At 41.0% G+C, this 622-nt stretch carries 1 protein-coding gene; it reads right to left on the minus strand.

What is annotated here, in order from left to right; all coding sequences use genetic code 11:
• A partial coding sequence (locus DXD25_RS15640; protein ID WP_233522358.1) for a hypothetical protein occupies positions 1-622 on the minus strand: 622 nt, incomplete at both ends.

A 622-nucleotide genomic window follows, 5' to 3' on the forward strand; every position in this document is an offset into this window, starting at 1 on the left:
CTCATTTCGTTATGGTAGCAAATTGAGTCCTCGTAAATATTTACACGAGTTCTCACTTTCTCAATAACTTCTTTATTTGGGCATACAGAAAAATTCTTTTCGATGTATCGAACATTGGGGTCGTCAGATGGAAGAACCATCTTCAATGCCCGATATTTCAAGTCAGCCACCTCCCAGTCTTGGTGTTCTCGCCATTGGGTAAGATTGCCCCAAATAGAGATAACAAGAGATAGAGCCAAGCCACCAATGAAAAGAAGAACACACTTTGAAGTTGGCTCGAAGCGATGGGTAACAACTTTCTTCAGAGGTGTATTACCCATTGCGTGAAGTTTGTCCTGCACATTTTTTGATGTGGCATTCAGCTCTTGTTTCACCTGATTAATTGCATCAAACAAGAGTTTGCTTCGCTGTTCATCTTTACTTATTTCTTTCTTGGTAAGGTCGGTAAAGATGCAGATAGCCTCTCTTAATCTTGCCAATTTGTCAATAGACTCCCCTTCTTTTACAGCTATAGAAAGGATGGCTTTTTCAAGCTTGCATGTATCAACACTTACAGGGACAGGAATGCATCCAGCCTCTGCATTCTTTGGTGAAGCAGAAAGTTCATCGACTTTCTGCTCCA

Source organism: Prevotella sp. TF12-30 (assembly GCF_003436715.1).
GTDB lineage: Bacteria > Bacteroidota > Bacteroidia > Bacteroidales > Bacteroidaceae > Prevotella > Prevotella copri_A.